Origin of the sequence: Pseudomonas vanderleydeniana (assembly GCF_014268755.2) — a bacterium.
Classification (GTDB): domain Bacteria; phylum Pseudomonadota; class Gammaproteobacteria; order Pseudomonadales; family Pseudomonadaceae; genus Aquipseudomonas; species Aquipseudomonas vanderleydeniana.
Window position 1 is genome coordinate 685,106 of record NZ_CP077093.1, and the last position, 22,036, is coordinate 707,141.

Sequence of the window (22,036 nt, forward strand, 5' to 3'; positions counted from 1 at the left end):
ATTCCGATGACTAGTTTGCATGCCGACGAGGCTTTCCTCGGCCATTATCAGTTGAGTCACGATCCTTTCGCTCCACGGGTGCCTGGCTTCAAGTTCTTCCCGGCCCAGCGCAAGCCGGTGTTGGGGCAGTTGCATCACCTGGCGCGCTACAGCCAGTTGCTGCTGGTGGTCACAGGTCCACTGGGCAGCGGCAAGACCCTGCTGCGCCAGGCGCTGGTCGCCAGCACCAACAAGCAGTCGGTGCAGAGCGTGGTGGTTTCGGCCCGCGGTGCCGGCGATGCGGCTGGTGTGCTGTACCAGATCGCCCAGGCCCTGAACGTGGCCGAGGCCGACGTTTCCTCGATCCTGGCGCAGGTGGTGCAGTTGGCCCTCACCGGCCAGGAAGTCTATCTGCTGGTCGATGACGCCGAGCAACTGGACGAATCGGCGATAGAGGCGCTGCTGGCCCTGGCCGCCGGTGCCCCGGAAGGGCGTCCGCATGTCTTCCTGTTCGGCGAGTCGTCGCTGATTGCTGCCCTGGAGCCGCACAGCGCGGAAGAAGAGCGCTTCCATGTGATCGAGCTGCAGCCCTACACGGAAGAGGAAACCCGCGAGTACCTGGCCCAGCGCCTGGAAGGTGCGGGGCAGGGAATAGAACTTTTTTCCGCTGAGCAGATCACTGAGATTCACGAAAGCGCCGAGGGCTGGCCCGGGAACATCAACCAGGTCGCCCGCGACGCGATGATCGAAGCCATGATTGCCAGCCGCTCCGCGGTCAAGCGACCAAGTATGGGGTTCAAAATGTCCAAGAAATACGTGTTGGCGTTGTCCGGCGTGGTAGTGGTCGCGATCGCTGCGGCCTGGATGAGTTCAGGGCGTAGCAAGGCGCCGGTCACCGCCGGCGCGCCAAACGAACAGGCCCAGCTGCCGCTGGGGCAGGCGCCGAAGCCGGGCAGTGGTCCGGCGGTGGAATTCGCCGGTAATTCGCAACCGATGCCATTGCCGTTGGTCGGCCAGTCGCAACCGGTGATGCGCGGTCCGTTGGCCGAAGCGGCCGGTGGCATGCCGGAGGGTGATGACGGTGGTGCCCCGGCGGTGAACGGCGGTGTGGCACAGCCACCGACCGTGACCACCACCGCGCCTCCTGTGGGCGTGCCTGCCGGGCCGGCGCCAACACCGGTGCCGGTACCGGCGCGGCCGACTCCAGCGCAGACCCAGGTGGCTACCGCCAAGCCGGCCACTCCCGCTGCCAAGCCTGCGCAAACGCCGGTGCCGGTGCCAGCCAAGCCGGTAGCCAAGGCTGAGAAGCCGGCCGAGAAGCCAGCTCCAGCGGCCAAGGCCGCCGCCGGTGGCAGCTGGTATGCTGGCCAGGCCCCGGGTCACTACGTGGTGCAGATCCTCGGCACCAGCTCCGAAGCCACTGCCCAGAACTTCATCAAGGAGCAGGGCGGCGAGTACCGCTACTTCAAGAAAGTGCTCAACGGCAAGCCGCTGTATGTGATCACCTATGGCAGCTTCGCCAGCCGCGATGCAGCGGTAAGCGCTATCAAGGCCTTGCCAGCGAAGGTTCAGGCTGGTAAACCTTGGCCTCGCACTGTCGCCAGCGTCCAACAGGACCTCGCCACAACTCGCTGATGATTCGGCGGCCTTACCCAGGCCGCCCTCCCAGCACCTCAAAATTTCCACCTCGGCGCGCAGCCCGCAAAGCTGCGTGCCTTGTGGTGTCTGCGTCACGGTAGGTTTGAGTCGTAGCGGTCAGAATTCAAAAAATTTTGACTATCACGAAATATCGCTTTAAAACTTTCATAAATGCGACACGAGTTTTCGACATTTCGTCGCTAAATTTGTGGGCGTCTGTGTCGGTGTGTACAATGACCTCCCTTTTGCCCCTGCAAAGCCGGCGTACGTTCGGCGTGGATGGTAAGTGGTTGAATTGAAAAGAAATTTGCCTCTTTGAGAGGCAGCCTGGTGAGAAAGTGTCTATGAAAGCAGGTCTGTACCAACCAGATGAATTCAAGGATAACTGCGGTTTCGGCCTGATTGCGCACATGCAAGGCGAGCCCAGTCATCACCTGTTGCAGACGGCCATCGAGGCCCTGACCTGCATGACCCACCGCGGTGGGATCAACGCCGACGGCAAGACCGGTGACGGTTGCGGTCTTCTGATCCAGAAGCCGGACCAGTTCCTGCGTGCTGTCGCAAAATCGCAATTTGGTAGCGATCTGCCCAAGCAATATGCGGTGGGCATGGTGTTCTTCAACCAGGACCCGGTCAAAGCCGAAGCTGCCCGCGAAAACATGAATCGCGAAATCCTCGCGGCCGGCCTGCAACTGGTGGGCTGGCGCAAGGTACCGATCGATACCAGCGTCCTCGGCCGCCTGGCCCTGGAGCGCCTGCCGCAGATCGAGCAGGTATTCATCGGCGGCGAGGGCCTGAGCGACCAGGCGTTCGCCATCAAGCTGTTCAGCGCCCGTCGTCGTTCGTCGGTGGCCAATGCCGCCGATACCGACCACTACATCTGCAGCTTTTCGCACAAGACCATCATCTACAAGGGCCTGATGATGCCGGCGGACCTCGCCGCCTTCTACCCGGACCTTGGTGACCCGACGCTCAAGACCGCGATCTGCGTGTTCCACCAGCGTTTCTCGACCAACACCCTGCCGAAATGGCCGCTGGCGCAGCCGTTCCGCTTCCTCGCGCACAACGGCGAGATCAATACCATCACCGGCAACCGCAACTGGGCCCTGGCCCGTCGCACCAAGTTCGCCAACGACCTGATCCCCGATCTTGACGAGTTGGGCCCGCTGGTCAACCGCGTCGGTTCCGACTCCTCGAGCATGGACAACATGCTCGAGCTGATGGTGACCGGTGGCATCGACCTGTTCCGTGGCGTGCGCATGCTGATTCCGCCAGCGTGGCAGAACGTCGAGACCATGGACGCCGACCTGCGTGCGTTCTATGAATTCAACTCCATGCACATGGAGCCCTGGGACGGCCCGGCGGGCGTCGTGATGACCGAAGGTCGCCACGCGGTCTGCCTGCTCGACCGCAACGGCCTGCGTCCGGCGCGCTGGGTTACCACCAAGAACGGCTACATCACCCTGGCCTCGGAAATCGGCGTCTGGAACTACCAGCCGGAAGACGTCATCGCCAAGGGCCGTGTCGGCCCGGGCCAGATCTTCGCCGTGGACACCGAGACCGGGCAGATCCTCGACACCGATTCGATCGACAACCGCCTGAAGTCGCGCCATCCGTACAAGCAGTGGCTGCGCAAGCACGCCCTGCGTATCCAGGCGACCATGGAAGACAACGACCATGGTTCGGCGTTCTACAACGTCGAGCAGCTCAAGCAGTACATGAAGATGTACCAGGTCACCTTCGAAGAGCGTGACCAGGTGCTGCGCCCACTGGGTGAGCAGGGCTACGAGGCAGTCGGCTCGATGGGCGACGACACGCCGATGGCCGTGCTGTCCCAGCGCGTGCGTACGCCGTACGACTACTTCCGCCAGCAGTTCGCCCAGGTGACCAACCCGCCGATCGACCCGCTGCGTGAAGCGATCGTCATGTCGCTGGAGATCTGCCTCGGTGCCGAGCGCAACATCTTCGAAGAGTCTCCGGAACACGCCTCGCGGGTGATCCTCAGCTCGCCGGTGATTTCGCCGGCCAAGTGGCGCTCGCTGATGAACCTGGAGCGTCCGGGCTTCGAGCGCCAGATCATCGACCTGAACTACGACGAGAGCGTCGGCCTCGAAGCGGCCGTGCGCAACATCGCCGACCAGGCCGAGGAAGCCGTGCGTGCCGGGCGTACCCAGATCGTCCTCAGCGACCGCCATATCGCGCCGGGCAAGCTGCCGGTGCATGCGTCCCTGGCCACCGGTGCGGTACACCACCGCCTGACCGAGAAGGGCCTGCGCTGCGACAGCAACATCCTGGTCGAAACCGCGACCGCCCGCGACCCGCATCACTTCGCGGTGCTGATCGGTTTCGGTGCTTCGGCGGTCTATCCGTTCCTGGCATACGAAGTGCTGGGCGACCTGATCCGCACCGGCGAAGTGCTGGGCGACCTGTACGAAGTCTTCAAGAACTACCGCAAGGGCATCACCAAGGGCCTGCTCAAGATCCTCTCGAAGATGGGTATCTCGACCATCGCCTCGTACCGTGGCGCGCAGTTGTTCGAAGCCATCGGCCTGTCCGAGGAAGTGGTCAACCTGAGCTTCCGTGGCGTTCCGAGCCGGATCAAGGGCGCCCGTTTCGTCGACCTCGAAGCCGAGCAGAAACTGCTGGCGACCGAAGCCTGGAGCGCGCGCAAGCCGATCCAGCAGGGCGGCCTGCTGAAGTTCGTCTACGGTGGCGAATACCACGCCTACAACCCGGACGTGGTCAACACCCTGCAGGCCGCCGTGCAGCAGGGCGACTACGCCAAGTTCAAGGAATACACCGCGCTGGTCGACAATCGCCCGGTGTCGATGATCCGCGACCTGCTCAAGGTCAAGATCCTGGACAAGCCGCTGAGCCTCGACGAGATCGAGCCGCTGGAGGCGATCCTCAAGCGCTTCGACTCGGCGGGTATCTCGCTCGGCGCGCTGTCGCCGGAGGCCCACGAAGCCCTGGCCGAGGCGATGAACCGCCTGGGTGCGCGTTCCAACTCCGGTGAGGGCGGTGAAGATCCGTCGCGCTACGGCACCATCAAGAGCTCGAAGATCAAGCAGGTCGCGACCGGCCGTTTCGGTGTGACTCCGGAATACCTGGTCAACGCCGAGGTGCTGCAGATCAAGGTGGCCCAGGGCGCCAAGCCCGGCGAGGGCGGCCAGCTGCCAGGCGGCAAGGTCAACGGCCTGATCGCCAAGCTGCGCTACGCGGTACCGGGCGTGACCCTGATCTCGCCGCCGCCGCACCATGACATCTACTCGATCGAGGACTTGTCGCAGCTGATTTTCGACCTCAAGCAGGTCAACCCGCAGGCGCTGGTTTCGGTGAAGCTGGTGGCGGAAGCCGGTGTCGGCACCATCGCCGCCGGTGTGGCGAAAGCCTATGCCGACCTGATCACCATCTCCGGCTATGACGGCGGTACCGGTGCCTCGCCACTGACCTCGATCAAGTATGCCGGTGCACCGTGGGAGCTCGGCCTGGCCGAAACCCACCAGACCCTGCGCGGCAACGACCTGCGCGGCAAGGTTCGGGTGCAGACCGACGGTGGCCTGAAAACCGGTCTCGACGTGATCAAGGCGGCCATCCTCGGCGCCGAGAGCTTCGGCTTCGGTACAGCACCGATGATCGCCCTGGGTTGCAAATACCTGCGTATCTGTCACCTGAACAACTGCGCCACCGGCGTGGCGACCCAGAACGACAAGCTGCGCAAGGACCACTACATCGGTACCGTCGACATGGTGGTGAACTTCTTCACCTACGTCGCCGAGGAAACCCGTGAGTGGCTGGCGAAGCTGGGCGTGCGCAGCCTCGAAGAACTGATCGGGCGTACCGATCTGCTGGACGTCATCGAAGGCCAGACCGCCAAGCAGCACCACCTGGACCTGACTCCGCTGCTGGGCAGTGATCATATTCCGGCGGACAAGCCGCAGTTCTGCCAGGTCGACCGCAACCCGCCATTCGACCAGGGCCTGCTGGCCGAGAAGATGGTGGAAATGGCCAAGCCTGCGATCAACGACCTGAGCGGTGCCGAGTTCGACCTGGATATCTGCAACTGCGACCGTTCCATCGGCGCGCGGATCTCCGGCGAAATCGCTCGTGTGCACGGCAACCAGGGCATGGCCAAGGCGCCGATCACCTTCCGCTTCAAGGGCACGGCCGGCCAGAGCTTCGGCGTGTGGAACGCCGGTGGCCTGAACCTGTACCTCGAAGGCGATGCCAACGACTACGTGGGCAAGGGCATGACTGGCGGCAAGCTGGTGATCGTGCCGCCCAAGGGCAGCGCCTACCGCACCCAGGACAGTGCCATCGTCGGTAACACCTGCCTGTATGGCGCCACCGGTGGCAAGCTGTTCGCCGCTGGCACTGCGGGCGAGCGGTTCGCGGTACGTAACTCCGGCGCCCACGCCGTGGTCGAAGGTACCGGTGACCATTGCTGCGAGTACATGACTGGCGGTTTCGTCTGCGTACTGGGCAAGACCGGCTACAACTTCGGCTCGGGCATGACCGGCGGTTTCGCCTACGTGCTGGACCAGGACAATACCTTCGTCGACAAGGTGAACCACGAGTTGGTGGAAATCCAGCGGATCAGCGGTGAAGCGATGGAAGCCTATCGCAGCCACCTGCAGAACGTACTGGACGAGTACGTCGAGGAGACCGACAGCGAATGGGGTCGTAACCTCGCCGAGAACCTGGATGACTACCTGCGGCGCTTCTGGCTGGTCAAGCCGAAGGCAGCCAGCCTGAAGTCGCTGTTGTCCAGCACCCGTGCCAACCCGCAGTGATGCGCCTGAAGAGTTTGATGAGGTTTTTGTAATGGCTGAACGTCTGAGTAACGACTTCCAGTTCATCGATGTCGGGCGCAAGGATCCGAAGAAGAAACTGTTGCGTCAACGCAAGAAAGAGTTCGTGGAGATCTACGAACCCTTCAAACCCCAGCAGTCGGCCGACCAGGCCCACCGCTGCCTGGGTTGCGGTAACCCGTACTGCGAATGGAAATGCCCGGTCCACAACTTCATCCCCAACTGGTTGAAGCTGGTGGCCGAGGGCAACATCCTCGCGGCCGCCGAGCTGTCCCACCAGACCAACACCCTGCCGGAAGTCTGCGGCCGGGTGTGCCCGCAGGATCGCCTGTGCGAGGGTGCCTGTACCCTCAACGACGGCTTTGGCGCGGTGACCATCGGTTCGGTGGAGAAGTACATCACCGATACCGCCTTCGCCATGGGCTGGCGCCCGGACATGTCCAAGGTCAAGCCGACCGGCAAGCGTGTCGCGATCATCGGCGCGGGCCCGGCGGGCCTGGGTTGTGCCGACGTGCTGGTACGCGGCGGGGTGACGCCGGTGGTGTTCGACAAGAACCCGGAAATCGGTGGCCTGCTGACCTTTGGTATCCCCGAGTTCAAGCTGGAAAAGACCGTGTTGAGCAATCGTCGCGAAGTCTTCACCGGCATGGGCATCGAGTTCCGCCTCAACACCGAGGTGGGCAAGGACGTGACCATGGAGCAACTGCTCGCCGAGTACGACGCGGTATTCATGGGCATGGGCACCTACACCTACATGAAGGGCGGCTTCGCCGGCGAGGACCTGCCAGGCGTGCATGACGCCCTGGACTTCCTGATCGCCAACGTCAACCGCAACCTGGGCTTCGAGAAGTCGGCGGAAGATTTCGTCGACATGAAGGGCAAGAAGGTCGTGGTCCTCGGCGGTGGCGACACCGCGATGGACTGCAACCGTACGTCGATCCGCCAGGGCGCCAAGGCGGTGACCTGTGCCTACCGTCGTGACGAGGCGAACATGCCCGGCTCGCGCAAAGAGGTGAAGAACGCCAAGGAAGAAGGCGTGAAATTCCTCTACAACCGCCAGCCGATCGCGATCGTCGGTGAAGACAAGGTCGAGGGTGTGAAGGTGGTCGAGACCCGTCTCGGCGAGCCGGATGCCCGTGGCCGCCGCAGCCCCGAGCCGATCCCGGGTTCCGAGGAAATCATCCCGGCCGACGCCGTGGTCATTGCCTTCGGTTTCCGTCCGAGCCCGGCGCCATGGTTCGAACAGTTCGGCATCCAGACCGATAGCCAGGGCCGCGTCGTTGCACCGGAAAACGGTCAGTTCAAGCACCAGACCAGCAACCCGAAAATCTTCGCCGGTGGCGACATGGTGCGCGGTTCCGACCTGGTGGTCACGGCGATCTTCGAGGGGCGCAACGCCGCCGAAGGGATCCTGGACTACCTGGGCGTCTGAGCCTCTGCCAGGCTCTTGCTGCCGTATGGCGGCAAGAGTGCTCTGGTAAAGGGGGGGCTCTGGTCTCACCTTGTGGCGAGTGGGCTTGCCCACGCTCGGCTGCGCAGCAGCCGTAAACCCGGTCATCCCGGTCGACCTGATATACCGGGTTGTCAGGGTTCGGGGGCGCTGTGCGCCCCGGCGCGGGCAGGCCCGCTCGCCACAAGGTGAGACCAGGACCTCTGTCGCCCTCCGCGACAAATTGACCCGATAGACAAAAGACACGGCACTCGCCGTGCCTTTTTCGTTGCGCTCTGAGAAAATGCCCGCACTTTTTCTCCGGATGCCGACATGACTGCCCTGAAGAACGACCGTTTCCTGCGTGCCCTGCTCAAGCAACCCGTTGATGTCACCCCTGTGTGGATGATGCGCCAGGCGGGTCGCTACCTGCCGGAGTACCGCGCCAGTCGCGCCAAGGCCGGCGATTTCATGAGCTTGTGCATGAACCCGTCGTTCGCCTGCGAAGTCACCCTGCAGCCCCTGGATCGCTACCCGGGCCTGGATGCCGCGATCCTGTTCTCCGATATCCTGACCATCCCCGATGCGATGGGCCAGGGCCTGTACTTCGAGACCGGCGAAGGTCCGCGCTTCAGGAAAGTCATCAACAGCCTGGCCGACATCGAGGCGCTGCCGATTCCCGATCCACAGAAGGACCTGGGCTACGTCATGGACGCGGTCAGTACCATCCGCCGCGAACTCAACGGCCGTGTGCCACTGATCGGCTTCTCGGGCAGCCCCTGGACCCTGGCGACCTACATGGTCGAAGGCGGTTCGTCGAAAGACTTCCGCAAGACCAAGGCGATGCTCTACGACAACCCGCAGGCCCTGCATCTGCTGCTGGACAAGCTGGCGCAGTCGGTCACTTCCTACCTCAACGGCCAGATCCTGGCCGGTGCCCAGGCGGTACAGATCTTCGATACCTGGGGTGGCAGCCTGTCGGCAGCGGCCTACCAGGAATTCTCCCTGGCCTACATGCGCAAGATCGTCAGCGGCCTGATCCGCGAGCACGAAGGGCGCAAGGTGCCGGTCATCCTGTTCACCAAGAATGGCGGCCTGTGGCTCGAGAGCATTGCCGAGGCCGGCGCCGATGCCCTGGGCCTGGACTGGACCTGTGACCTGGGCGATGCGCGTCGTCGGGTCGGCAGCCAGGTCGCGCTCCAGGGCAACATGGACCCGACCGTGTTGTACGCCAAGCCTGAAGCCATTCGTGCCGAAGTGGCACGCATCCTCGCCAGCTACGGTGAAGGTTCGGGCCATGTGTTCAATCTGGGGCACGGCATTACCCCCGAAGTCGACCCGGAGCATGCTGGCGCCTTCATCAACGCCGTGCACGAGTTCTCCGCGCAGTATCACCGCTGAGTTTCCGGCTTCAGCCACGGCCCCTTTGACGGGGCCGTTGGTCCTGCTCTTCGCACTCCCTTGTTTTCGCCCCGTCTTGTAAGAACAGTCCTGTTTTTGCTACCCGCCCTGGTCGTTTTCTGAAAGCTCTTTCGAAGTTCATTGTGCTCCCAGTCTTTAAAAGTTTGTGCTTTCAGGAAAAATCAATATTGCTGATGATTCGTTCTTTTTGCTCGGAATTGTCTTACAGCTAAAAAAATCAATGTTCGTAAAATTCACATCCGAATTCTTACTTCCTAAGTTCCAGAAGTATGAAGTTCGGTTGTTCCTATTGCTATTCAAATGACTATCGATTGATGGGGCTCTCCCAGGGATAGGGCTGTCCGCATCAAGGGTATTTCTCTACTCGAATGACATGGATACGAGTACTTCAGTCATTCATTCCGGGATTGGAAACTATGATGAGAAAACGTTCGGGTTCGGTTGCAGCAGGTGCGTCTTCCCTGGCCATGCTCGCGGCCCTGGTGGCTTCGCAACAGGCTGCGGCCCACGGTTATCTGAGCAACCCGCCGTCACGGGCCTATGCCTGTCAGCAGGGGTTGAACAAGGACTGTGGGAACGCGCAGTACGAGCCGCAAAGCGTCGGTGAGACCTTCAAGGGGTTCCCGGCGGGCAGTGGTGGCGGGCCTATGCAGGGGCCCATCGATGGCAGGATCGCCAGCGGCGGTTCGGCCAGTTTCTCCGCGCTGGATGCCCAGAGTGCGACGCGTTGGCACCTGAGCGAAATCAAGGACCGCGATATCGAGTTCACCTGGGAGTACACCGCGGCCCATCCGGCGACCAGGCATGAGTATTTCATCACCCAGGCCGGATGGAACCCAAACCAGCCGTTGACCCGCGCCTCGTTCGACAGCGCGCCGTTCTGTGAAGTGGACGGGCGCAACGTGCAGCCGATCTCCGGCGCCAGGCATGCCTGCTCCATCCCGTCGGACAGGACTGGCCAGCATGTCATCCTCGGCATCTGGACCGTAGGCGACACCGCGGCCGCGTTCTACAACGTGGCGGATGTGAATATCCTGCCCGAGGCGGTCACGCCGGATGGCTGGCAGTCGGTCGGCACGATCACTCCAACCTCCACGGCGTTGCTGGTGGGCGACAAGGTCAGGGCCCGTGGCTTTGGCAGCGAGGGTGAGGTCAACGAGCGGCGTGTCGAGATCGCCATCGCCACGGCCGAGGAAGGACGTCCGGAGAACTGGTCGTTCAAGCTCGCCGAGCAGATCAACCGCAGCCAGGAGCTGGTGCGTGCCGGTGTGCGTGACGAGGAGGGCAAGATCAGTCCGATCAAGGGGGCGAACAAGATCTTTGCCAGGGCCGAGAGTGGCGTGAAGCGCTATGAACTGCAGATGGAGTTGCAGGAAGATGCTGCCGCCGACCTGCGTATCGCGACCCTGGGCAATGACTTCGTGCTGGACAAGGGACGCCTTGCCCTGCCGGTGCCGCTGCTCGGCAACCGCCTGATGAATGTCGAACTGACGGTATTCGATGCCAGCAACAAGGCGGTGGGTTCCACTACGCAGCAGGTTGACGCCGGTTCCAGCCGCTTGAACGTGGATGTGCGCAGCGCGCCGGGCCCGCATCAGGTCAAGCTGGTCGGCGTGACACCGGATGGCCGCAGCACTCGCCAGGACCTGGTGTCCATCGAGCTGGGTGGTGAAGCCGGCAAGGACTTCGACTGGGTGTATCCGCAGGAACTTGCCAACTATCGGCCGGGTACCACGGTATTGGTGGGCGATGACGTCTACGAGTGCAAGCCGTTTCCAAATGGGGACTGGTGCAAGAACCCGAGTGAACATCACTACAAGCCGGGCCATGGAACAAACTGGCAGGATGCCTGGATAGCCAAGTAATAGTTACTGTCGGGGTTCCGGGTCATGAACTGGAAGTTACTCGGGGCCCCGCTTGGCTAACTCAGGGTATCAATAGATGAGTTGTCGTTCGGGTAGTAAGAATTTGTCTTCTTGCCGTTTTCGGTTTTCTCCACTCTGGTTCTTGAGTGTCACTATCTTGTGCGTATTGTTGAGTAGGTCTTATACAGGGGTGTCTAAATTTTCTGTCTCCTGCAGGGGCTGTATTGGTTTATCAAGTGGTTTAGCGGAAATCCTGTTCAATCATTTTTTCGCTCTATCCATCTGCCTGCGGCGTATCAGTTGGTGAAGCCCTTGGTCCGGTTGCTACTGGGCGCCGTGCCGTTGGCCTATGGTGCCTGGCTGGCCTGGGGCGAGTGGGCATTTCGCCGTGACCTGCCGGTCGCGCCCGCCGTTGCTCCGATCAACTCCGCATCACCTGTGGCGCAGCCGCTCAACCATGCGGCGGTGGTCACGGTACTTGGCCTGCAGGCCCGTGACGCGCTGGCCCGCAGCGCCGAACCGTTGCAACTGCGGGCCAGCTTCGTCGCCAGTTCGGGAGCCTCCAGCGCCCTGCTGGCGGGAACCCGGGAGCAGCGTATGTATCGGGTCGGCGACAGCCTGCCCGGTGGCAGTGTGCTGCGCCGGGTCGAAGCCGGGCGCGTGGTGCTCTGGCGTAATGGCCGTGAGGAAATGCTGGCGTTGGAGCGCCCTGCGCGAAGGTCATTGGCGCCACTGGGCAGTGCAACGCCCGCTGGCGCGGCGCCTTCTTCGCATTTGCGACCCGCGCTCCCAGACACTGGGGTGAACCCGTGAAAGTCTTTGCCTCGTGGCGCCTGCTCGCCTTCGTCCTGCTGTTGTCGCTTTCACTGCCGGCGGCTCGGGCCGAGGAGCCGCGCTGGCAATTGGCGATGAACGATGCCGAACTGCGCGATGTGGTGCGCGAGATGTCGTCGATCCTCGACACCACGGTGGTGCTCGACCCTCGGGTTCAGGGGCGTATCACGGTACTTTCCGAGCAGGCGCTGGATCGTGAAGGGGTACGACGGCTGTTCTACTCGGTACTCGATGCGCACAATTTCACGGTGATCGATGAGGGTGACCGGATTCTCGTCACGCCAGTGGCGGAGGCCAGGACCCGCGCCAGCGATGCCGACAGCCATACTGCCCAGGCCGGGCAATTCGTCACCGAGGTGGTCGCACTGAGCAACAGCCTGGCCAACGATATCGCGGCCCTGGTCAGGCCACTGGTTTCAGTCAACGGTTATGTCGGCCCTTCGGCATCGGCCAATGCCCTGGTGATCACCGATGGTGCCGGTAATGTCCGGCGTATCGCCAGGATCGTTCGCGAGCTGGATGCCGGCCACAGGCAGGCCCATGATGTGTTGCCCTTGCAGCACGGCCTGGCTGCAGACCTGGCGCGGGTGCTGGAGCAGTCCCTGGGCAAGCAGGGTGCCGACTCGGGCAGCCAGGTGATTGCCGATACCCGTGGCAATCGCCTGCTGCTGATCGGCCCGCAGGCGGTGCGCAAGCGCCTCCTGGCACTGGCCCGCTCGCTCGATACACCGATTCCGGCAGGTGCGGACAATGCCCGGGTGATCCGCCTGCGCTACAGCGACGCCAAGCAGTTGGCCGAGGTGCTCGATGCCATGGGGCAGGGGCTGGCGCAGGATGTCGCCGGTGCCGCCAGCCGGGACAATCCTGCGAGCAAGGCGGTGGTCAAGGCGGATGAGAACCAGAACGCCCTGGTGCTGATTGCCGAGCCGAGCCAGGTACGCACCCTGGAGAGCATCGTGCGCCAGCTCGACCATCCGCGCTCGCAGGTGCTGATCCACGCGGCGATCGTCGAGGTTTCCGGGGATATCACCGACGCGCTCGGGGTGCAGTGGGGCGGCAATGCCGGAAGTGCCCAGGGCAGCATCACCTTTCCCGGTGCCGGTGTCGTCCTGCCAGGCTCCGGTTTCGCCGACGCCAGGCTGCCCGATGGGGGAGCCTTGCTGCATCTTGGCAATGACCGTTTTGGCATGCTGGTTTCCGCCCTGGCGAGCAACGTGCGCAACAACGTGCTGTCCACGCCCAGCCTGCTGACCCTGGACAACCAGGAGGCGGAAATCCTGGTAGGGCAGAACGTGCCGTTCAAGACGGGCTCCTACCAGATCGGTTCCGACAACGACAAACCCTATAACACGATCGGCCGTGAAGACGTCGGCATCAAGCTGAAGATCCGCCCTCATATCAACGAAGGTTCCACCCTGCGCCTGCGGGTCGAGCAGGAAAACTCCGAAACGGTCCCCAGTCCCCTGGTGGTCGATGACCTGATCACCAACAAGCGCACGCTCAAGAGCACCATCCTGGTCGATGACGGCGAGATCATCGTCATCGGCGGCCTGATCAAGGACAGCGTTCGCCACGAGGAAAGTGGCGTGCCGCTGCTGCGCAGCATTCCCTACCTGGGGGCGCTGTTTCGCTGGAGCCGGGAGAAACAGGAGAAAACCAACCTGATGGTGTTCCTGCGGCCGACCATCGTGCGTGGCCGGGAGGGCCTGGTCGAGGCCAGCGAGACCGGCTACAACCGGCTGCGCGAGCTGAGCCGGCCCTCGGTGCGCCAGGGCAATTCGCTGTTGCTGCCCAGCGATCCGCAGCGCCTGTTCGAGGGGCGCGAGGATGAGTCGGCGGTCGATCTGCGTCGGCAGCAGGCGGCGCCATGATGCGTCGATTGCCCTTCGGTTTTGCCCGACGTTTCGGCGTGCTGCTGGAGCCGCAGGGCGAGACGGCGACCCTGCTGATCCGCGCCGATACACCGTTGACCGCACTGGCCGAGGCTCGGCGTCAGCTGGGCCGGGACTGGCCGCTGCAGCCACTCGGCGAGGCCGACTTCGCCGAGCGCCTGGCTGCCTGCTACAGCGACGGCCAGAGTGCCGCCGAGCAGGTCGCCCAGGGCCTGGACGACGAGCTCGACCTGATGAGCCTGGCCGATCACCTGCCGACAACCGCCGACCTGCTGGAGCAGGAGGGGGATGCGCCGATCATCCGCCTGATCAATGCCCTGCTCGGCGAGGCGGTGCGGGAAAAGGCCTCGGACGTGCACCTGGAAACCTTCGAACACAGTGTCTCGGTGCGCCTGCGGGTGGATGGCCAGTTGCGCGAGGTGCTGCAGCCACGACGTGAACTGGCGACCTTGCTGGTATCGCGGATCAAGGTCATGGCCCGGCTGGACATCGCCGAGAAGCGCGTGCCGCAGGATGGCCGGATCGCCCTGCGACTGGCCGGCCACGAGGTCGATGTACGCGTCTCGACCCTGCCTTCGGCCCATGGCGAGCGGGTGGTGCTGCGCCTGCTGGACAAGCAGGCCGGGCGCCTCGAACTGGCCCGGCTCGGCATGCCGGACGAAACACTGGAGCGTTTCCGGCGCATCCTCGGCAAACCCCACGGGATCTTCCTGGTCACCGGACCAACCGGGTCGGGCAAGACCACCAGCCTCTACGCGGCGTTGAATCACCTCAACGATCGTACCCGCAACATCCTCACGGTCGAGGACCCGATCGAGTACCACCTGCCCGGCATCGGCCAGACACCGGTCAATCCCAAGGTGGAGATGACCTTTGCCCGTGGCCTGCGGGCGATCCTGCGCCAGGACCCGGACGTGGTGATGGTGGGCGAGATCCGTGATCGGGAAACCGCTGCGATTGCCGTGCAGGCCTCGCTCACCGGCCACCTGGTGCTGTCGACCCTGCACACCAACAGCGCGGCGGGGGCCGTGACCCGCCTGCTGGACATGGGCGTGGATGCCTACCTGCTCGCGTCATCGCTGGTCGGCGTGCTGGCCCAGCGGCTGGTGCGCACCCTGTGTCCCGCGTGCAAGGTGCCGGTGCAGGCCGATACGGCTGCCTGCCAGCGCCTGGGCGTTGAGCTTCCGGTCGCGCCGAGGATTTTCAGGGCCGCGGGCTGTCCGCGCTGCCAGCAGGGCTACCGTGGCCGCACCGGCATCTACGAACTGATCGGCATCACCCAGCCCCTGGCGCAGATGATCCACAACGGTGCCAGTGAACCGGAGCTGGCCCGGCAGGCCCGGAACCTCGGTCCCAGCCTGTTCCAGGACGGACGGCGCCTGGTGCTGGAAGGCCTCACCAGCCTCGACGAACTGCTGCGCGTCACGCAGGAAGACTGACGATGCCGACCTTCGACTACCAGGCCCGGGATGCCCGGGGGCGACTCTGCCGGGGCCAGCAGCAGGCCGAGAGTGCACGGCATGCCCGGCAGTTGCTACGCGAGCGTGGCCTGCTGCCGAGCATGTTGAGGCCGGTTCGGGAGCGCTCTGGCCGAGCCGGGGCGGGCGGATTGGGAGCCGCTGAGTTGGCCCTGCTGACCCTGCAACTGTCGACCCTGGTCCAGGCCGGCCTGCCGCTTGAGGAGGCCCTGCGAGCGCTGGCGGCGCAGAGTCGGAAGCGGCGCACCGCGAACCTGCTGGCGGCGGTGCGTGATCGGGTCATGGAAGGGTACACGCTGTCCTCGGCGCTGGCCGGTTTCCCCCGGGCCTTTCCCGAACTGTTCCGCGCCAGCATCGCCGCCGGTGAACGCTCCGGGCACCTGGGCCAGGTGCTGGAGCAACTGGCGCATTACACCGAGGCACGCCAGCAGGCCCGGCAGAAGATCCAGCTGGCGCTGGTCTATCCGCTGGTCCTGTTGCTGGCGTCACTGGGCATCGTCGGCTTTCTGCTGGGCTTCGTGGTGCCGGACGTGGTGCGGATCTTCACCGACAGCGGCCGCGAACTGCCGTTGTTGACCCGTGGCCTGATCGCTCTCAGCGATGGCCTGCGCGATTACTTCTGGCTGCTGTTACCTGGGCTGCTTGGCCTGCTTCTCGTGCTACGCGGCGCCTGGCGGCAGCCGGTCCTGCGTTTGCGCTGGCATGCCTGGCTGCTCCGGGTGCCGCTGGCGGGTGGCGTCCTCGGGGCCGTGGAGGCGGCACGTTTCGCCAGCACCCTGGCGATTCTCGGCAGGAGTGCCGTGCCCCTGGTGGATGCCCTGGAAATCTCGGCCGCGGTGATCGGCAACCTGGCGATCCGTGGGCGCATGCTCGAGGTCGCGCGTTCGGTACGCGAGGGCGGCAGCCTGACCCGGGCCCTGGAACAGGGCGGCGATATCCCGCCGCTGATGCTGCACATGATCGCCAGCGGCGAACGCGCCGGTGAACTGGACAGCATGCTCGCGCGTGCCGCCGAACAGCAGGAGAAGAGCCTGGCGGCGCGCATCGCGCTGGTCGTCAGCCTCTTCGAACCGGCGATGCTGGTGGCGATGGGCGGCATCGTGCTGCTGATCGTCATGGCGATCCTGCTGCCGATCCTCAGTCTCAACCAAACGGTGAATTGAACCATGACAACTTCCGCATCCCTTCGGCAACGTGGCTTCACCCTGATCGAGATCATGGTCGTGGTGGTCATCATCGGCGTGCTGGGCGCGCTGGTGGTGCCGCAGTTCATGGGGCGCACCGACCAGGCCAAGGTCACTGCGGCGCGCACCGATATCCAGGCCATCGGCACGGCCCTGGAGATGTACCGTCTCGACAACTTCCACTATCCCTCGACCCAGCAGGGGCTCGAGGCCCTGGTGAACCGGCCGCTGGGGGCGCCGGAGGCAAGGAACTGGAGTCCCCAGGGTTATCTCAAGCGCCTGCCGGTCGACCCCTGGGGAACTCCGTACCAGTACCTCAATCCGGGGGCCCGGGCCCGGGGGTACGATCTCTATTCCTTCGGTGCCGACGGTATGGCCGGCGGCGAAGACCTTGCCGCCGACATCGGCAACTGGGACGACTGACCGATGCGCGGGCCCTCGCGTGGTTTCACCTTGCTGGAGTTGCTGCTGGCCATGGCGATCATGGGACTGGTGGCCGGGTTGATCGGTTTTTCGATGAAGCCCAGCCCGTTGCGCCAGGCCCACCGCGAGGCCGGGGCGCTGTTGCAACTGTTGCAGCACCTGCGCGAGCGGGCCGTGCTCGAAGGCCAGGAATTCGGGCTGCGCATCGATGCCGAGGGCTATCAGGTGGTGCTTTACGAGCGTCCGGAGTGGCGTGCGGCCGGTGCCGCCTATCGACTGCCCGACGGCCTGTATTTTCGCCTGGAGCTCGAAGGGCAGCCGCTGAAACTGGGCAACCGGCCGAACCAGCCGCAGTTGCTGTTGTTGAGCAGCGACGAAATGAGCGCCTTCACCCTGCATTACGAAACCGCCCAGCGGCGTTGGCTGACGGTTTCCGGAGACGGTCTTGGCGACCCGGCCATCGATGAAGACTGAGGGTGGCTTCACCCTGCTGGAGGTCATGGTGGCACTGGCGGTGTTTGCCCTGTTGTCCGCTGCGGTGCTGTCGGCCAGTGACTATGTGCTGCGCCAGACGGGGAGCTTGCAGCAGCGCGTGTTCGCGGCCTGGCTGGCGGACAACCGCTTGACCGAGTTGCGCCTGCAAGCTGCACCGGGGGCGGGACGACAACAGTGGCTGGAGCGTTTCGATGGTCGTGAGTGGCACCTGAGCCAGACGCTGAGCCCGGTCGTTGACCAGCGCCTGATGCAGGTTGAACTGGAAGTCCGGCTCGGCAGTGACCCGCAACCGCTGCATCGCCTCACGGGCTGGTTGCCGGTTGCACGGCATGAGGTTGAGCCATGACCAGGCAGGGCGGTTTCACCTTGCTTGAGCTGGTGATAGCCCTGGCGATCTTCAGCCTGCTGAGCCTCGGCAGTTGGCGACTCTACGAAGGCCTGTCGCGGGTGCAGGCGCAGGTGTTGGGGCATGGACAGGCGCTGCGCAGCCTGCAACGGGCATTCGCTGTGCTGGAGCGTGATCTGATGCAGGTGGGCGTGTCGCGGGATTCTCCGGCGCTAAGCCTGCGCGAGGGGGCCTTGAGCCTGCAGCGCGGCAACTGGCGCAACCCGCTGGACCAGCCGCGCAGCGAGCGCCAGGAGGTCAGCTATCGACTTGAAGCGCACGACCTCTGGCGTCACAGCCGTAGCCCCGAACGGGTCGTCCCGCACAAGCAGCGGCTGCTCGGCGATGTACGTGGGTTGCGCTGGCGCTTCCACGATCCCAAGGCTGGCTGGCGTGATGACTGGCCAACCGGCGCCAAGCCGCCGCGAGCGGTCGAGGTGACGTTGTCCACCGGGCGTTTCGATCGGATCCGCCGGGTCATCCTGCTGCCGGAGGGCGCATGAGCCCCTCTCGTCAGCAAGGCGTGGCGCTGATCACCGTGCTGCTGATCATGGCCCTGGCCCTGCTGCTGGCCGGTAACCTGCTGCGCAGTCACCGTCTGGCCTTGCAAGGCACCACCCAGTCTCTCCACCAGGTGCAGTTGCGCCAGTGGGCGATTGCCGCCGAGGGCTGGGCCGCGCAACTTTTGCAGGAACCTGGGCCCGCTTCCCGGAACGTCAACCTGTCCCAGGAGTGGGCTCGGAGGCCGTTACCGCTGGTCTTGCCGGGTGTCGAGTTGCACCTGCAGATCGAGGATCTGGCCGGTCGCTTCAACCTGACGCCGCTGCTCGCTCCCGGAAAGGCCGACGAAATCGCCTGGGCGCGCTGGGCCCGGTTGCTGGCGCGGCTGGGCATCGCCGCTATCGACCTTGCGCCGCTGCGGGGTGTCGAGGTGCGTGACCTGAGCCAGTTGCGGCTGTTGCCCGATATGGACGCATCAAGTCTGCGGCGCCTGGAACCCTGGGTCGCCTTGCTGCCGCTTGAGGCCCCGCTCAACGTCAACACCTCCCGGGCTTTGCTGGTGTCGATCCTGGAGGACATGAGTGAAAGCGAGGCGCAGATGCTCATCGAGCGGCGGCCTCTCGACGGCTATCCGGATGCTGGCACCTTTGCCCTGGTCTCCGGCCTCAAGGGGCGTGGCATCTCCGCTCATGGCCTGGGCGTGGCTAGCCGCTGGTTCCGGATCACGGCCGAAGTGGCCGCCGGGAGCAGCCGCCTGCGACTGGTCAGCGACCTGGAGCTCGATCCGAAAACCCGGCAGGCGCGTGTCGTGCAGCGCCGCTTTCTGTCTCCAATCCAAGGTGAACCGCTTCCATGAACGCGTGGCTCTACCTCTACCCGGCAGGGCTCGATGCGCCTGACGAACACTGGCCGGTCTCCTGTTGGCCAGGCCCTGATGACAGGCATGACCTGACCCTGGCCGAAGCGGCCGCATTCCTGGCGGGGAACGCCGCACGAGTGGTGCTGCCGATGGAACTCTGCAGCTGGCTGCGCAGCGAGCCGTGGCCGGGGCGCCGGCGACCGACTGCCCAGGCGTTGGCCTATGCACTCGAAGAGCAACTGACGGACGATCCGGATCACCTGCACCTGGTGGTGGGCGAGCCCGATTCGGCTCGCCGCTATCCCTTGTGGGTCGTCGACAAGGTGCGCTTTGGTGGCATCGTCGAGCTGTTGCGGCAGTCGGGCCTGCGGCTGATGAGCGTCCAGGTGGATGCCGATCTGTTGCCTCCAGGCCAGCCCCATGGTGTCTGGTGGGGCGGTCGCTGGCTGCTGGGCGGAGCGCTGGAGATGCGTCTGGCACTGCCTGAGCCCGCTTTCCAGCAACTGCTTGCGCGCTTGCCGGCCGACGTGTGCCGGCTGGATCACGCGCAATCGGATCGGGTCCGGGAGCTGCTGGGCGCGGGGCAGGGGACGGAGTTGCTTCAGGGCCCCTTTCGACCCGCCGGCCTGCACAAGCCGTGGCGACCGCTGTTGGCGACCTTGCTGGCACTGTTCGTCCTGTCCTGGGGATTCACCCAGGTTCGCAGCCATGACCTGGAGACCCGGGCCGCGCAGCTTTACGCACAGAGCGTCCGGCATTTCCAGGCGCTCTATCCGCAGCAGACCCGGGTCGTCGACCTGGCGGCCCAGCTCAGGGCGCTCGCTGCCGACGAGACGGAAAAAACCAGGCAGATGGCCCGGCTGGTGCAACTGGTCGAGCAGGTGATCGGGGGCAGTGGCGTCGAGGTCCAGCGTATCGAGTATCGGGCCGGGACGGGCTGGACGCTGGCGCTGACGACCGGTGATTTCACCGAGCTGGAGCGGCTGCGCGAGCGCGGGCGGCAACAGCAGTTGCCCATCCGGCTCGGCACCGCGAGCAAGGAGCGCAGCCGCGTGCGTGCGCTGCTGACCCTGGCGGAGCAGAACCGATGATCAAGCGCCTGCCGAAGAGGGGCCTGCTGAACGAGCGCTGGCAGCGCCTGGCCCAGCGAGAGCGCCAGTGGCTGCTCGGGCTGGGAGCCTTCCTGCTGGCGGTGCTGCTGTTCATGGGGTTCTGGCAACCGGCGCAGCAACGCCTGGACAAGGCCGAGCGTCTTTACCAGCAACGCCTGGCCCTGCTCATCGAGGTGCAGCAGGCGCGGCCGGCGGCGGCCCGAGCGGAATCGGCACAGCCGTTGTCGACCCACCTGGGCGAGACCGCCCGGGCGGCCGGACTGGAGTTGCAGCAGTTGGACCAGGACGGCCAGTCGCTACGCCTGACGCTTTCGGGGGAGGCCCTGGCCCTGCTCGGCTGGCTGGACCGGATCGAGCAGGGTGGAGGGCGGTTGCAGAGCTTGAGCCTGGAGCCGCGCGGGCAACAGCTGGAGGCCAGGGTCGTGTGGCTGGTCCCCTGACTCAGGCTGCCTGGTTGCTTGCCAGCACCGGCAACCGCGCCAGTTTCAGGGCTACCAGCAAGGCCACCAGCAGCAGGCTGCCAATGAACAGGCCGATACCGTTCCAGGCGCCGTAGTGCCAGGCCACGCCGCCCAGGGTACCGGCGACGCTGGAGCCGGCGTAGTAGCAGAACAGGTACAGCGACGAGGCTTGTCCCTTGGCCTTGAGGGCGCGGCGGCCGATCCAGCTGCTGGCCACCGAGTGGGCGCCGAAGAAACCGAAGGTAAACAGCAGCACCCCGCCGATGACCACCGGCAGCGGCGTCGCCAGCGTCAGGGCGATGCCCAGCAGCATGATCAGGATCATCGACCACAGTACCTTGCGCCGGCCCAGCTTGTCGGCCAGCGCGCCGATCTGTGCCGAGCTGTAGATGCCCGACAGGTAGACGATCGACAGCAGGCCGACGAACGCCTGGCTCAGGCCGTAGGGCTCGGCCAGCAGGCGATAGCCGATGTAGTTGAACAGGGTCACGAAGGCGCCCATCAGCAGGAACGCCTCAAGGAACAGCCAGGGCAGGCCGGCATCGCGGAAGTGGAGGGTGAAGCCGCTGATCAGGTTGCGGGTGTTGAGCTTGCTCGGGCGGAAGTTGCGCGATTCCGGCAGGATCCGCCAGAACACCGTCGCGGCGATCAGCGCCAGGCCGCCGATGACCAGCAGCGCGGTGTGCCAGCTGACGAAGTCGATCAGCACGCCGATGATCAGCCGTCCGCTCATCCCGCCGATGGCGTTGCCGCCGATATACAGGCCCATGGCGAAGCCGATGTGCTGGGGATGGATCTCTTCGCTCAGGTAGGTCATGCCCACTGCCGCCAGGCCGCTCAGCGACAGGCCCACCAGGGCCCGCATGAGCAGCACGCCCTGCCAGTTGGGCATGAAGGCGCCGAGAAGGGTGAACAGCGCGGCACTGAACAGCGCCACCACCATCACCGGCTTGCGCCCGAGGCTGTCGGAAATCGGTCCGGTGATCAGCAGGCCGATCGCCAGCATCGCCGTGGCCACCGACAGGATCAGGCTGCTCCGGGCGGCGTTGATCCCATATTCCTTCGAGAGCACCGGCATCATCGGCTGCACGCAGTAGAGCAGGGCGAAGGTCGCGAAACCGCCGGAAAACAGCGCCAGCACGGTGCGCATGAACGCCGGGGTGCCTTTCTCGATGTAGGTGTCGCTGGGGCGGGGGGGCGTATCGTTCGATACATCGGGGGGGATTTCGTGGGCGAGCGGGGCAACAGCAGTTTTCACGGTGGACCTC

The 22,036-nt window shown here is 64.6% G+C and carries 17 protein-coding genes; 16 read left to right on the forward strand and 1 reads right to left on the reverse strand.

All coding sequences use genetic code 11. The features are described from left to right. Window positions 1-6 precede the first annotated feature (6 nt). From HU752_RS03055 to HU752_RS03130, 16 genes are all read left to right on the forward strand, one after another. A complete protein-coding gene (locus HU752_RS03055; protein WP_186688867.1) occupies window positions 7-1,614 on the forward strand; it encodes an AAA family ATPase in 1,608 nt (535 codons plus the stop codon). A gap of 347 nt (window positions 1,615-1,961) precedes the next feature. Continuing rightward, window positions 1,962-6,410: a glutamate synthase large subunit gene (gene gltB, locus HU752_RS03060; RefSeq protein ID WP_186688868.1), complete on the forward strand. Its 4,449-nt coding sequence runs from the start codon at window positions 1,962-1,964 to the stop codon at window positions 6,408-6,410. Between the two features lie 31 nt (window positions 6,411-6,441). Continuing rightward, complete coding sequence (locus HU752_RS03065) at window positions 6,442-7,860, forward strand: FAD-dependent oxidoreductase (protein ID WP_186688869.1); 1,419 nt, start codon at window positions 6,442-6,444, stop codon at window positions 7,858-7,860. Between the two features lie 330 nt (window positions 7,861-8,190). Beyond that, entirely contained in the window at window positions 8,191-9,258 is a 1,068-nt protein-coding gene (gene hemE, locus HU752_RS03070) for a uroporphyrinogen decarboxylase (protein ID WP_186688871.1), read from the forward strand. 440 nt (window positions 9,259-9,698) lie between these two features. Continuing rightward, complete coding sequence (locus HU752_RS03075; RefSeq protein WP_225920163.1) at window positions 9,699-11,144, forward strand: lytic polysaccharide monooxygenase; 1,446 nt, start codon at window positions 9,699-9,701, stop codon at window positions 11,142-11,144. 312 nt (window positions 11,145-11,456) lie between these two features. After that, window positions 11,457-11,957, forward strand: a complete 501-nt coding sequence (locus tag HU752_RS03080) for a type II secretion system protein N (protein WP_186688873.1) — start codon at window positions 11,457-11,459, stop codon at window positions 11,955-11,957. Beyond that, a complete protein-coding gene (gene gspD, locus HU752_RS03085; protein WP_437182327.1) occupies window positions 11,954-13,849 on the forward strand; it encodes a type II secretion system secretin GspD in 1,896 nt (631 codons plus the stop codon). The genes HU752_RS03080 and gspD overlap by 4 nt, the downstream gene beginning before the upstream one ends. After that, window positions 13,846-15,309, forward strand: a complete 1,464-nt coding sequence (gene gspE / locus HU752_RS03090) for a type II secretion system ATPase GspE (RefSeq protein ID WP_186688875.1) — start codon at window positions 13,846-13,848, stop codon at window positions 15,307-15,309. The genes gspD and gspE overlap by 4 nt, the downstream gene beginning before the upstream one ends. A gap of 2 nt (window positions 15,310-15,311) precedes the next feature. Continuing rightward, window positions 15,312-16,511: a type II secretion system inner membrane protein GspF gene (gene gspF / locus HU752_RS03095; RefSeq protein ID WP_186688877.1), complete on the forward strand. Its 1,200-nt coding sequence runs from the start codon at window positions 15,312-15,314 to the stop codon at window positions 16,509-16,511. 3 nt (window positions 16,512-16,514) lie between these two features. Further along, window positions 16,515-16,955 (forward strand): type II secretion system major pseudopilin GspG, encoded by a 441-nt coding sequence (gene gspG / locus HU752_RS03100; RefSeq protein ID WP_186688880.1) that lies wholly within the window; start codon window positions 16,515-16,517, stop codon window positions 16,953-16,955. A gap of 3 nt (window positions 16,956-16,958) precedes the next feature. Further along, complete coding sequence (gspH, locus tag HU752_RS03105) at window positions 16,959-17,429, forward strand: type II secretion system minor pseudopilin GspH (protein ID WP_186688883.1); 471 nt, start codon at window positions 16,959-16,961, stop codon at window positions 17,427-17,429. After that, window positions 17,419-17,796: a type II secretion system minor pseudopilin GspI gene (gene gspI / locus HU752_RS03110; RefSeq protein WP_186688886.1), complete on the forward strand. Its 378-nt coding sequence runs from the start codon at window positions 17,419-17,421 to the stop codon at window positions 17,794-17,796. The genes gspH and gspI overlap by 11 nt, the downstream gene beginning before the upstream one ends. Then, window positions 17,793-18,338 (forward strand): type II secretion system minor pseudopilin GspJ, encoded by a 546-nt coding sequence (gene gspJ, locus HU752_RS03115; RefSeq protein ID WP_186688889.1) that lies wholly within the window; start codon window positions 17,793-17,795, stop codon window positions 18,336-18,338. Before gspI ends, gspJ begins: the two co-directional genes overlap by 4 nt. Further along, a complete protein-coding gene (locus HU752_RS03120) occupies window positions 18,335-19,192 on the forward strand; it encodes a type II secretion system minor pseudopilin (protein ID WP_186688892.1) in 858 nt (285 codons plus the stop codon). The genes gspJ and HU752_RS03120 overlap by 4 nt, the downstream gene beginning before the upstream one ends. Next, a complete protein-coding gene (gspL, locus tag HU752_RS03125; RefSeq protein ID WP_186688895.1) occupies window positions 19,189-20,286 on the forward strand; it encodes a type II secretion system protein GspL in 1,098 nt (365 codons plus the stop codon). Before HU752_RS03120 ends, gspL begins: the two co-directional genes overlap by 4 nt. After that, a complete protein-coding gene (locus HU752_RS03130) occupies window positions 20,283-20,747 on the forward strand; it encodes a type II secretion system protein M (RefSeq protein ID WP_186688911.1) in 465 nt (154 codons plus the stop codon). Before gspL ends, HU752_RS03130 begins: the two co-directional genes overlap by 4 nt. A gap of 1 nt (window position 20,748) precedes the next feature. Here the strand turns inward: HU752_RS03130 and HU752_RS03135 are convergent, their stop codons facing one another. After that, window positions 20,749-21,993: an MFS transporter gene (locus tag HU752_RS03135; RefSeq protein WP_437182351.1), complete on the reverse strand. Its 1,245-nt coding sequence runs from the start codon at window positions 21,991-21,993 to the stop codon at window positions 20,749-20,751. Window positions 21,994-22,036: the final 43 nt, after the last annotated feature.

Excerpts from the sequence above, each read along its gene's own strand:
- gspL (WP_186688895.1), top strand. The coding sequence starts at position 19,189 with ATGAACGCGTGGCTCTACCTCTACCCGGCAGGGCTCGATGCGCCTGAC.
- HU752_RS03130 (WP_186688911.1), top strand. The coding sequence starts at position 20,283 with ATGATCAAGCGCCTGCCGAAGAGGGGCCTGCTGAACGAGCGCTGGCAG.
- HU752_RS03055 (WP_186688867.1), top strand. The coding sequence starts at position 7 with ATGACTAGTTTGCATGCCGACGAGGCTTTCCTCGGCCATTATCAGTTG.
- gltB (WP_186688868.1), top strand. The coding sequence starts at position 1,962 with ATGAAAGCAGGTCTGTACCAACCAGATGAATTCAAGGATAACTGCGGT.
- HU752_RS03120 (WP_186688892.1), top strand. The coding sequence starts at position 18,335 with ATGAGCCCCTCTCGTCAGCAAGGCGTGGCGCTGATCACCGTGCTGCTG.
- gspH (WP_186688883.1), top strand. The coding sequence starts at position 16,959 with ATGCGCGGGCCCTCGCGTGGTTTCACCTTGCTGGAGTTGCTGCTGGCC.
- HU752_RS03065 (WP_186688869.1), top strand. The coding sequence starts at position 6,442 with ATGGCTGAACGTCTGAGTAACGACTTCCAGTTCATCGATGTCGGGCGC.
- gspF (WP_186688877.1), top strand. The coding sequence starts at position 15,312 with ATGCCGACCTTCGACTACCAGGCCCGGGATGCCCGGGGGCGACTCTGC.
- gspG (WP_186688880.1), top strand. The coding sequence starts at position 16,515 with ATGACAACTTCCGCATCCCTTCGGCAACGTGGCTTCACCCTGATCGAG.
- gspI (WP_186688886.1), top strand. The coding sequence starts at position 17,419 with ATGAAGACTGAGGGTGGCTTCACCCTGCTGGAGGTCATGGTGGCACTG.
- hemE (WP_186688871.1), top strand. The coding sequence starts at position 8,191 with ATGACTGCCCTGAAGAACGACCGTTTCCTGCGTGCCCTGCTCAAGCAA.
- HU752_RS03075 (WP_225920163.1), top strand. The coding sequence starts at position 9,699 with ATGAGAAAACGTTCGGGTTCGGTTGCAGCAGGTGCGTCTTCCCTGGCC.
- gspE (WP_186688875.1), top strand. The coding sequence starts at position 13,846 with ATGATGCGTCGATTGCCCTTCGGTTTTGCCCGACGTTTCGGCGTGCTG.
- gspJ (WP_186688889.1), top strand. The coding sequence starts at position 17,793 with ATGACCAGGCAGGGCGGTTTCACCTTGCTTGAGCTGGTGATAGCCCTG.